Origin of the sequence: Pseudomonas fontis, from assembly GCF_028656955.1 — a bacterium.
In the GTDB taxonomy this organism is placed as follows: Bacteria; Pseudomonadota; Gammaproteobacteria; order Pseudomonadales; family Pseudomonadaceae; genus Aquipseudomonas; species Aquipseudomonas fontis.
The window spans coordinates 1-8,425 of record NZ_JAMDGY010000126.1; the positions used below are offsets into that span (position 1 = coordinate 1).

The following is an 8,425-nucleotide window of genomic DNA, read 5'->3' on the forward strand; positions in this document are numbered from 1 at the left end:
CTGTCGCTCCCTGAGTGAGATCAGGCTCAAGAGCCTACCGCTGCCCGGCTTCATTCCTCTTCCTCGATGATCAGTCGAGAACTATCGCCTCCAAAGAGGCGTTGTCAGAAGCCGCTGCCGACAGGCTGCGCTGGAGCCCGAGAGGGCTCCCAAAGGCTGCGCCTGCTATGCAGGCGAGCGCAGCCTGACGGCAGCGGCTACATGGCGCCGGTCTTGCCGGGGCTGTTAGGCCAGCCCCCACAAACAACAGATTCAGGGCAGTTGTTCCCAGTGGTCAGAGGTCCGCATCCTCCACCACCCGCACCTTCGCCGCTTCCAGCGCATAGGCCGCATCGGCCAGGTCATTGCTGACCTTCTCCACCTTCAGCGTCCCGCTGACCCACAGCGGCGTATAGATATCGTCCAGCTTCAAGCCTTTCGGATAACGCACCAGCACCAACTGGTTCGGCGGCGGCGGTGGCACGTGGATGCACGCCCCCGGGTACGGCACCAGGAAGAACAACGTACTGTTGCCCTTGCTGTCGGTCTCCAGCGGCACCGGATAACCACCCAGACGGATCTGCTTGCCATTCATGGCCGCCACCGTCTTGGTCGAATACATCACTGCCGGCAAACCCTTGGCCTGCTTCATGCCACCCTTGTCGGTAAAGGTGCCCATGGCCTCCGGGGAGTTGTGGTCGATCTCCGGCATGGCTTCCAGGGCTTTCTGGTCCGACTTGGGCATCAGCTCCAGCCAGTCGGTTTCGGGCAGCTCGGCCCGGGCCAGGCTACTGACCAGCAACAGGGGAATCAGAAATAATGCGCGCATGCGAAAGCTCGGCAACCAGTAATGAAGTTGCCGAGCATTCTATCGCGCAATCAGCTTTTTTTGATTAAACCGTAGATCACCAGCAGGATGACCGCGCCAACCAGCGCGCCGAAGAAACCAGCCGCCTGACCCGCCTGGTAGATACCCAGTGCCTGCCCGCCGTACGTGGCCGCCAGCGATCCGGCAATGCCCAGCAGGATGGTCATGATCCAGCCCATGCTGTCGTCGCCGGGCTTGAGGAAGCGTGCCAGCAGACCAACGATAAGGCCGATGAAGATGGTTCCGATGATACCCATGGCAATCCCTCTGAATTGAGTGCACTAGCCAAAGCCTAGTCAGCGCTTTGGCATCCTGCCATCAGAGGGACGCCTGGTCGGATTGGTTCCGCTCAAGCCCCGATAAGGGCCTCGACCTGCTGGATCTTCTGTTCCAGCGTGACCATGTCGTCGCAACGCAGGGTAGCGTGCCCGACCTTGCGGCCGACCTTGAACGCCTTGCCATAGTGGTGCAGGTGGCAATCGTCGATGGCGACCACCTTGGCCACGGCCGGCACTTCACCGATGAAGTTGAGCATGGCGCTTTCGCCGACCTTGGCAGTCGAGCCCAGCGGCAGGCCGGCGACGGCACGCAAGTGGTTTTCGAACTGGCTGCACTCGGCGCCTTCAATGGTCCAGTGCCCGGAGTTGTGCACGCGCGGGGCGATTTCGTTGGCCTTCAGGCCACCGTCGACCTCGAAGAACTCGAACGCCAGCACGCCGACATAGTCGAGCTGCTTGAGCACGCGGGTCGCGTAGTCTTCGGCCAGGCCTTGCAGCATGTGGTCTTCGCTGGCCACCGAGAGGCGCAGGATGCCGCTGTCGTGGGTGTTGTGCACCAACGGGTAGAAGCGGGTTTCGCCATCACGGGCACGTACGGCGATCAGCGAGACTTCGCCAGTGAACGGCACGAAGCCTTCGAGCAGGCACGCTACGCTGCCAAGTTCGGCGAAGGTGCCGACAACGTCGGCCTCTGTGCGCAGAACCTTCTGGCCCTTGCCGTCGTAACCCAGGGTACGGGTTTTCAGCACGGCCGGCAGGCCGATGCTGGCGACGGCCGCGTCCAGGTCGGCTTGCGACTGGATGTCGGCGAAGGCCGGGGTCGGAATGCCCAGGTCCTTGAACATGGTTTTTTCAAACAGGCGGTCGCGGGCGATACGCAGCGCTTCAGCGCTTGGGTAGACCGGTACGAACTGCGACAGGAAGGCCACGGTTTCAGCCGGGACGCTTTCGAATTCGAAGGTCACCAGGTCGACTTCATCGGCCAGCTGGCGCAGGTGGTCCTGGTCGCCGTAGTCGGCACGCAGGTGCTCGCCCAGTGGTGCAGCGCACGCGTCTGGCGCAGGGTCGAGGAAAGCGAAGTTCATGCCCAGCGGAGTGCCCGCCAGGGCCAGCATGCGGCCCAATTGGCCGCCACCGATAACACCGATTTTCATGCGTGAGACCTCAAGCCTGGCGCGGGTCTGGATTGTCCAGAACCGTGTCTGTCTGCTCAGTGCGGAACTGCTTCAGCACGGTATGGAACTGCGGGTGCTTGGCGCCCAGGATGCTCGCCGAGAGCAGGGCTGCGTTGATCGCGCCCGCCTTGCCGATGGCCAGGGTGGCGACCGGGATACCAGCGGGCATCTGCACGATCGACAGCAGCGAGTCGACGCCCGAGAGCATCGCCGACTGCACTGGAACGCCCAGCACCGGCAGGTGGGTCTTGGCGGCGCACATGCCTGGCAGGTGGGCTGCGCCACCGGCACCGGCGATGATCACCTCGATGCCACGGCCTTCGGCCTCTTCGGCGTACTGGAACAGCAGGTCCGGGGTGCGGTGGGCGGAGACCACCTTCACTTCGTAGGGAATGCCGAGTTTTTCCAGCATATCGGCGGTGTGGCTAAGGGTGGACCAATCGGACTTGGAGCCCATGATCACGCCAACCAGTGCACTCATCGTCGAGCCTCTTCTCTTGGGCGCCTTCAGGCGCGTCAAAAAACAACAAGCCACGCGGGACAACCGGCGTGGCTTGTTATGCGAATTAGGGCCGGGCTAGCCGACCGAAGGCCGCGCAGTATATCGCAAAACGGCGCGTTTAATGCACCCTGGCGACCAACTGTCGGGCCTTATTTTTCGGGGGTTTCGGCTGACTTTTGAGTCAAGGCGTTGCCGGGTTGCCACCGCCTTCGAGCTTGCGCCACAACAGCCGTACGTTGGCCTTGCGCACCAGGGCGCAGCGGTACAGACGGATCTCCAGCGGCACATGCCATTGCAGGCCGCCGCAGATCACCAATTCGCCGCGTTCAAGCTCGGCCCGTGCCGACAGCCGCGGTACCCAGGCGATGCCCAGGCCTTCAAGGGCCATGCTCTTGAGGCTGTCGGCCATGGCCGTTTCGTAGACCGTGGTGAACCGCAGGTTGCGCTGGCGCAGCAGCAGGTTCACCGAACGACCGAGGAACGCCCCGGCGCTGTAGGCCAGGAGCGGCACGCTACCCTCGCCTTCGAGGTCGAACAGCGGCTTGCCATCCGGGCCGGCGGCGCACACCGGGAGCATTTCGGTATGCCCCAGGTGCAGCGACGGGAAGATATCGGCATCCATCTGCAGGGCAGCGTCCGGGTCATAGAACGCCAGCATCAGGTCGCAACCACCTTCACGCAGCGCGTGCACCGCATCCCCGACGTTGGTGGCCACCAGCCGCGTGGCGATGTTCAGGCCGTCATTGCGCAATTGGGCGATCCAGCGCGGGAAGAAGCCCAGCGCCAGCGAGTGCGCCGCCGAGACCTGGATCACTTCGCCCTGCCCGCCTTCAAGATGATGCAGGTGGCGCAACACTTCACCCAGTTGATCCACCACGGTACGCGCGGTGACCAGGAACAACTGGCCTGCCGCTGTCAGCTCGATCGGGGTGCGCGAGCGGTTCACCAGGGTCAACCCCAGTGCCGCCTCCAGGCTGCGGATCCGCCGGCTGAAGGCTGGCTGGGTCACGAAGCGGCGCTCGGCCGCCTGGGAGAAACTGCGGGTAGCGGCCAGGGCGCTGAAGTCTTCCAGCCATTTGCTTTCGAGGTTCATCAAGGTCTCCAGGCATGCACCAAAATGGAACACGCTCGAATGTCGATAGGCGTCACATCAATCATTATGCCGTTTGTGCATAGGTTAGCGCGCAACAGCATTGGCCGCAAAATCTGCTCAGGCCTAGGATTGGCGGCATTCCGGCATGTGCCGGGCCCAAATCGAGATGATATCCATCATGTCCGCTGCTGCATCGTTCCGCGTCGAAAAAGACCTGCTTGGTACCCTTGAAGTCCCTGCTGATGCTTATTACGGCATCCAGACTCTGCGCGCTGCCAACAACTTCCACCTCTCCGGTGTTCCGCTGTCGCACTACCCTAAAATGGTTGTGGCCCTGGCCATGGTCAAACAGGCTGCTGCCGACGCCAACCGTGAGCTGGGTCACCTGAGCGATGCCAAGCACGCTGCCATCAGCGCGGCCTGTGCCCGCCTGATCCGCGGCGACTACCACGAGCAGTTCGTGGTCGACATGATCCAAGGCGGCGCCGGTACTTCCACCAACATGAACGCCAACGAAGTGATCGCCAACATTGCGCTTGAAGCAATGGGCCACGAGAAGGGCGAGTACCAGTACCTGCACCCGAACAACGACGTGAACATGGCGCAGTCGACCAACGACGCCTACCCAACGGCCATCCGCCTGGGTCTGCTGCTGGGTCACGACGCCCTGCTGGCCAGCCTCGACAGCCTGATCCAGGCCTTCGCGGCCAAGGGCCTGGAATTCAACCACGTACTGAAGATGGGCCGCACCCAGCTGCAGGACGCGGTACCGATGACCCTGGGCCAGGAATTCCGTGCCTTCGCCACGACCCTGACCGAAGACCTGAACCGCCTGCGTACCCTGGCGCCAGAGCTGCTGACCGAAATCAACCTGGGCGGTACTGCCATCGGTACCGGCATCAACGCCGACCCTGGCTACCAGATGCTGGCCGTTCAGCGCCTGGCCCTGATCAGCGGCCAGCCGCTGGTACCGGCGGCCGACCTGATCGAAGCCACCTCCGACATGGGCGCCTTCGTGCTGTTCTCCGGCATGCTCAAGCGTACTGCGGTCAAGCTGTCGAAGATCTGCAACGACTTGCGCCTGCTGTCCAGCGGCCCACGCACCGGCATCAACGAGATCAACCTGCCAGCGCGTCAGCCAGGCAGCTCGATCATGCCAGGCAAGGTCAACCCGGTTATCCCGGAAGCCGTCAACCAGGTGGCCTTCGCCATCATCGGCAACGACCTGGCCCTGACCATCGCTGCCGAAGGCGGCCAACTGCAACTGAACGTGATGGAGCCGCTGATCGCCTACAAGATCTTCGACTCGATCCGCCTGCTGCAACGCGCCATGGACATGCTGCGCGAGCACTGCATCGTCGGCATCACTGCCAACGAACAGCGCTGCCGTGAACTGGTCGAGCACTCGATCGGCCTGGTCACCGCCCTGAACCCGTACATCGGCTACGAAAACGCCACCCGTATCGCCCGTATCGCGCTGGAAAGCGGCCGCGGCGTACTGGAACTGGTGCGTGAAGAAGGCCTGCTGGACGAAGCGATGCTCAATGACATCCTGCGTCCGGAAAACATGATTGCACCGCGTCTGGTTCCGCTCAAAGCGTAACCCACGCCGTACCACCGCTCACCAGGTCGAGGGACTAGACACCTCTCACCTTTGAGGGCCCCGGGATTCGTCCCAGGGCCCTTTTTTTATGCCCCGCTTTCGACCCCCACCTTGCAAGTAGCCGCTGCCGCCAGGCTGCGCTGGAGTCCGCAAGGGCTCCCAAAGGCGACGCCTGCGTTGCAGCCGAGCGCAGCCTGACGGCAGCGGCTACAACTACAGGTGTAGCAATCCATGCGACAAGGGCATTTCAGCCACGGCAAGGCAGACGTACGGCCCTCGCATCGGTATAGTGCCCGCCCTCTTGTGTACCGGCGTCACGCGCCGCATGCAGCAAAGCCATTAAAGCGAGGAAAACTCCATGCTTGAAGTCATCAACGACTTCCTGTCGGGCAAGGTACTGATCGTGCTGATTGTCGGTCTGGGCAGCTATTTCACGATCCGCTCGCGTTTCGTTCAACTGCGTTACTTCACCCACATGTTCTCGGTGTTCCGCGACAGCCTGCGCAGCAGCAGCGAACAGCTCAGCTCGTTCCAGGCACTGATGCTCAGCCTTGCCGGCCGAGTGGGCGCCGGCAACATCGCCGGTGTCGGCATCGCCGTGACCCTCGGCGGCCCCGGTGCGGTGTTCTGGATGTGGGTGACCGCGCTGGTCGGCATGTCCACCAGCTTCATCGAATGCACCCTCGGCCAGCTGTACAAGCGTTGCGACGCCGACGGCCAGTACCGCGGTGGCCCGTCCTTCTATATCGAACATGGCCTGGGCAATCGCAAAGTCGGCATGCTCATGGCATTCCTGCTGCTGATCACCTTCGGCTTCGCCTTCAACGGCCTGCAAGCCCATGCCGTGACCCACTCGCTGAACAACGCCTTCGGCTTCGACACCACCTACACCGGCATCGCCCTGGCCGTGCTGCTGGGCCTGGTGTTCATGGGCGGGATCAAGCGCATCGCCTCGGTGGCCGACCTGCTGGTGCCGGTCAAGACCCTGGCCTACATCGCCGTGACCCTCTACGTGATCGTGCTGCAGTTCGACCAGGTCCCGGCCATGCTGATGACCATCATCAGAAGCGCCTTCGGCCTGGACCAGGTGTTCGGTGGCTTGATCGGCAGCGCCATTGTCATGGGCGTGAAGCGTGGCGTGTTCGCCAACGAAGCAGGCCTGGGCAGTGCGCCGAACGTGGCGGCCGTGGCACAGGTCGAGCACCCGGTGGCACAGGGCGTGATCCAGGCGTTCAGCGTGTTCCTCGACACCTTCATCATTTGCACCTGCACCGCGCTGCTGATCCTGCTCTCGGGCTTCTACACCCCTGGCTTCGAAGGTGACGGCATTGCCCTGACGCAGAACTCGCTGGCGGCCGTGGTGGGTGACTGGGGGCGGATCTTCATCAGTGTCGCCCTGGCGCTGTTCGTGTTCACCTCGATTCTCTACAACTACTACCTGGGCGAGAGCAACCTGCGCTTCCTGGTGGGTGACAACCGCAAGGCCGTGATGGGCTATCGCGCGCTGGTGCTGCTGTTGATCTTCTGGGGCGCGGTGCAGAACCTGGGTACCGTGTTCGCCTTCGCCGACATCACCATGACGCTGCTGGCCTTTGTGAACCTGATCGCCCTGGCGCTGCTGTTCAAGATCGCCATGCGCGTGCTGCGCGACTACGACGACCAGCGCAACGCCGGGATCCGCACGCCGGTGTTCGACTCGGCAAAGTTCGCCGACCTGGACCTGGACACCCGTGCCTGGCCCGCCAAGGGCGAGGCTGATAGCGCCAAGCGCTGACAGCCTGCCGGGGGATGGCGTACTGTGGTCGGCTACCAAGAACAGCGACCACGGAGCACTGCGCATGAACCCGGCCGTCACCCACCCCGCCCGCAACATCATGGTGCTGTACACCGGCGGCACCATCGGCATGCAGGCCAGCGCCAACGGCCTGGCCCCGGCCTCGGGGTTCGAGCAGCGCATGCGTGAGCAACTGGCCGGGCAATCGACGCTGGCCAGCTGGCAGTTCCAGGAACTGGCCCCGCTGATCGACAGCGCCAACATGACCCCCCTCTATTGGCAGCGCCTGCGCACCGCAATCATTGATGCGGTGCAGGTGCATGGCTGCGATGCCGTGCTGGTGCTGCATGGCACCGACACGCTGGCCTACAGCGCTGCGGCCATGGGCTTCCAACTGATCGGGCTGGCGGTGCCGGTGCTGTTTACCGGCTCGATGTTGCCGGCCGGGGTGGCCGACAGCGATGCCTGGGAGAACCTCGGCGGCAGCCTGCAAGCCTTGACCGACGGCGTGGCACAGGGCGTTCAGCTGTACTTCCATGGTGAACTGCTCGCACCGAGCCGCTGTGCCAAGGTGCGCAGCTATGGCCGGCATCCGTTTGCGACGCTGAAACGCTTTGGCGGTGCGGCGCATGCCGAGCCGTTGCCGGCGCAGCTGGATTACCGGCAGCCCAAGGCGTTGGCCAACGTGACGGTGCTGCCGCTGGTGCCGGGGATTGCGGCGCAACTGCTTGATGCGCTGATCGACAGCGGGATTCAGGGGCTGATCCTCGAATGTTTTGGCAGCGGCACCGGGCCGAGTGACAACCCGGCCTTCCTGGCCTCGCTGGAACGGGCCCAGCAACGCGGCATCGTTGTGGTGGCGCTCACCCAGTGCCATGAAGGTGGCGTGGAGCTGGATATTTATGAGGCCGGCAGTCGTTTGCGCCAGGCTGGCGTGCTGTCCGGCGGCGGAATGACGCGGGAGGCGGCGTTTGGCAAGCTTCAGCTGTTGCTGGGGGCTGGTTTGCCCACGCAGGACGTGCGCCGCTGGGTAGAGCTGGACCTGATCGGCGAGCTGCGCTAAGCCCTGCCTATGTAGCCGCTGCCGTCAGGCTGCGCTCGCCTGCATCGCAGGCGCCGCTTTTGGGAGCCCTCCCGGGCTCCAGCGCAGCCT

General features: G+C 63.5%; 8 protein-coding genes. 3 read left to right on the top strand and 5 right to left on the bottom strand.

All coding sequences use genetic code 11. The features are described from left to right. Positions 1-274: 274 nt before the first annotated feature. The 5 genes from M5G11_RS26615 to M5G11_RS26635 all read right to left on the bottom strand — a co-directional run bounded on the left by M5G11_RS26615 (position 275) and on the right by M5G11_RS26635 (position 3,895). Positions 275-808, bottom strand: coding sequence for a DUF3299 domain-containing protein (locus tag M5G11_RS26615; protein WP_273912367.1), 534 nt, complete (start codon positions 806-808; stop codon positions 275-277). Between the two features lie 50 nt (positions 809-858). After that, complete coding sequence (locus M5G11_RS26620) at positions 859-1,104, bottom strand: GlsB/YeaQ/YmgE family stress response membrane protein (RefSeq protein ID WP_273912366.1); 246 nt, start codon at positions 1,102-1,104, stop codon at positions 859-861. 92 nt (positions 1,105-1,196) lie between these two features. Beyond that, entirely contained in the window at positions 1,197-2,279 is a 1,083-nt protein-coding gene (locus M5G11_RS26625) for a 5-(carboxyamino)imidazole ribonucleotide synthase (RefSeq protein WP_273912365.1), read from the bottom strand. Positions 2,280-2,289: 10 nt separating this feature from the next. Then, positions 2,290-2,781: a 5-(carboxyamino)imidazole ribonucleotide mutase gene (gene purE / locus M5G11_RS26630; protein ID WP_273912364.1), complete on the bottom strand. Its 492-nt coding sequence runs from the start codon at positions 2,779-2,781 to the stop codon at positions 2,290-2,292. A gap of 202 nt (positions 2,782-2,983) precedes the next feature. Beyond that, positions 2,984-3,895: a LysR substrate-binding domain-containing protein gene (locus tag M5G11_RS26635; protein WP_273912363.1), complete on the bottom strand. Its 912-nt coding sequence runs from the start codon at positions 3,893-3,895 to the stop codon at positions 2,984-2,986. 178 nt (positions 3,896-4,073) lie between these two features. Here M5G11_RS26635 and aspA point away from each other — a divergent pair, with 178 nt between their 5' ends. From aspA to M5G11_RS26650, 3 genes are all read left to right on the top strand, one after another. Continuing rightward, the gene (gene aspA, locus M5G11_RS26640) at positions 4,074-5,498 is read left to right on the top strand and encodes an aspartate ammonia-lyase (RefSeq protein WP_273912362.1); all 1,425 of its coding nucleotides are present in this window, start codon (positions 4,074-4,076) and stop codon (positions 5,496-5,498) included. Between the two features lie 358 nt (positions 5,499-5,856). Next, a complete protein-coding gene (locus tag M5G11_RS26645; RefSeq protein ID WP_273912361.1) occupies positions 5,857-7,272 on the top strand; it encodes an alanine/glycine:cation symporter family protein in 1,416 nt (471 codons plus the stop codon). A gap of 64 nt (positions 7,273-7,336) precedes the next feature. After that, positions 7,337-8,335 (top strand): asparaginase, encoded by a 999-nt coding sequence (locus M5G11_RS26650; protein WP_273912360.1) that lies wholly within the window; start codon positions 7,337-7,339, stop codon positions 8,333-8,335. The last annotated feature ends 90 nt before the right edge of the window (positions 8,336-8,425 follow it).

What these genes read in the sequence shown, in the direction of transcription:
- purE (WP_273912364.1), bottom strand. Translation starts at nt 2,781, where the DNA reads ATGAGTGCACTGGTTGGCGTGATCATGGGCTCCAAGTCCGATTGGTCC.
- M5G11_RS26645 (WP_273912361.1), top strand. Translation starts at nt 5,857, where the DNA reads ATGCTTGAAGTCATCAACGACTTCCTGTCGGGCAAGGTACTGATCGTG.
- aspA (WP_273912362.1), top strand. Translation starts at nt 4,074, where the DNA reads ATGTCCGCTGCTGCATCGTTCCGCGTCGAAAAAGACCTGCTTGGTACC.
- M5G11_RS26635 (WP_273912363.1), bottom strand. Translation starts at nt 3,895, where the DNA reads ATGAACCTCGAAAGCAAATGGCTGGAAGACTTCAGCGCCCTGGCCGCT.
- M5G11_RS26615 (WP_273912367.1), bottom strand. Translation starts at nt 808, where the DNA reads ATGCGCGCATTATTTCTGATTCCCCTGTTGCTGGTCAGTAGCCTGGCC.
- M5G11_RS26650 (WP_273912360.1), top strand. Translation starts at nt 7,337, where the DNA reads ATGAACCCGGCCGTCACCCACCCCGCCCGCAACATCATGGTGCTGTAC.
- M5G11_RS26620 (WP_273912366.1), bottom strand. Translation starts at nt 1,104, where the DNA reads ATGGGTATCATCGGAACCATCTTCATCGGCCTTATCGTTGGTCTGCTG.
- M5G11_RS26625 (WP_273912365.1), bottom strand. Translation starts at nt 2,279, where the DNA reads ATGAAAATCGGTGTTATCGGTGGCGGCCAATTGGGCCGCATGCTGGCC.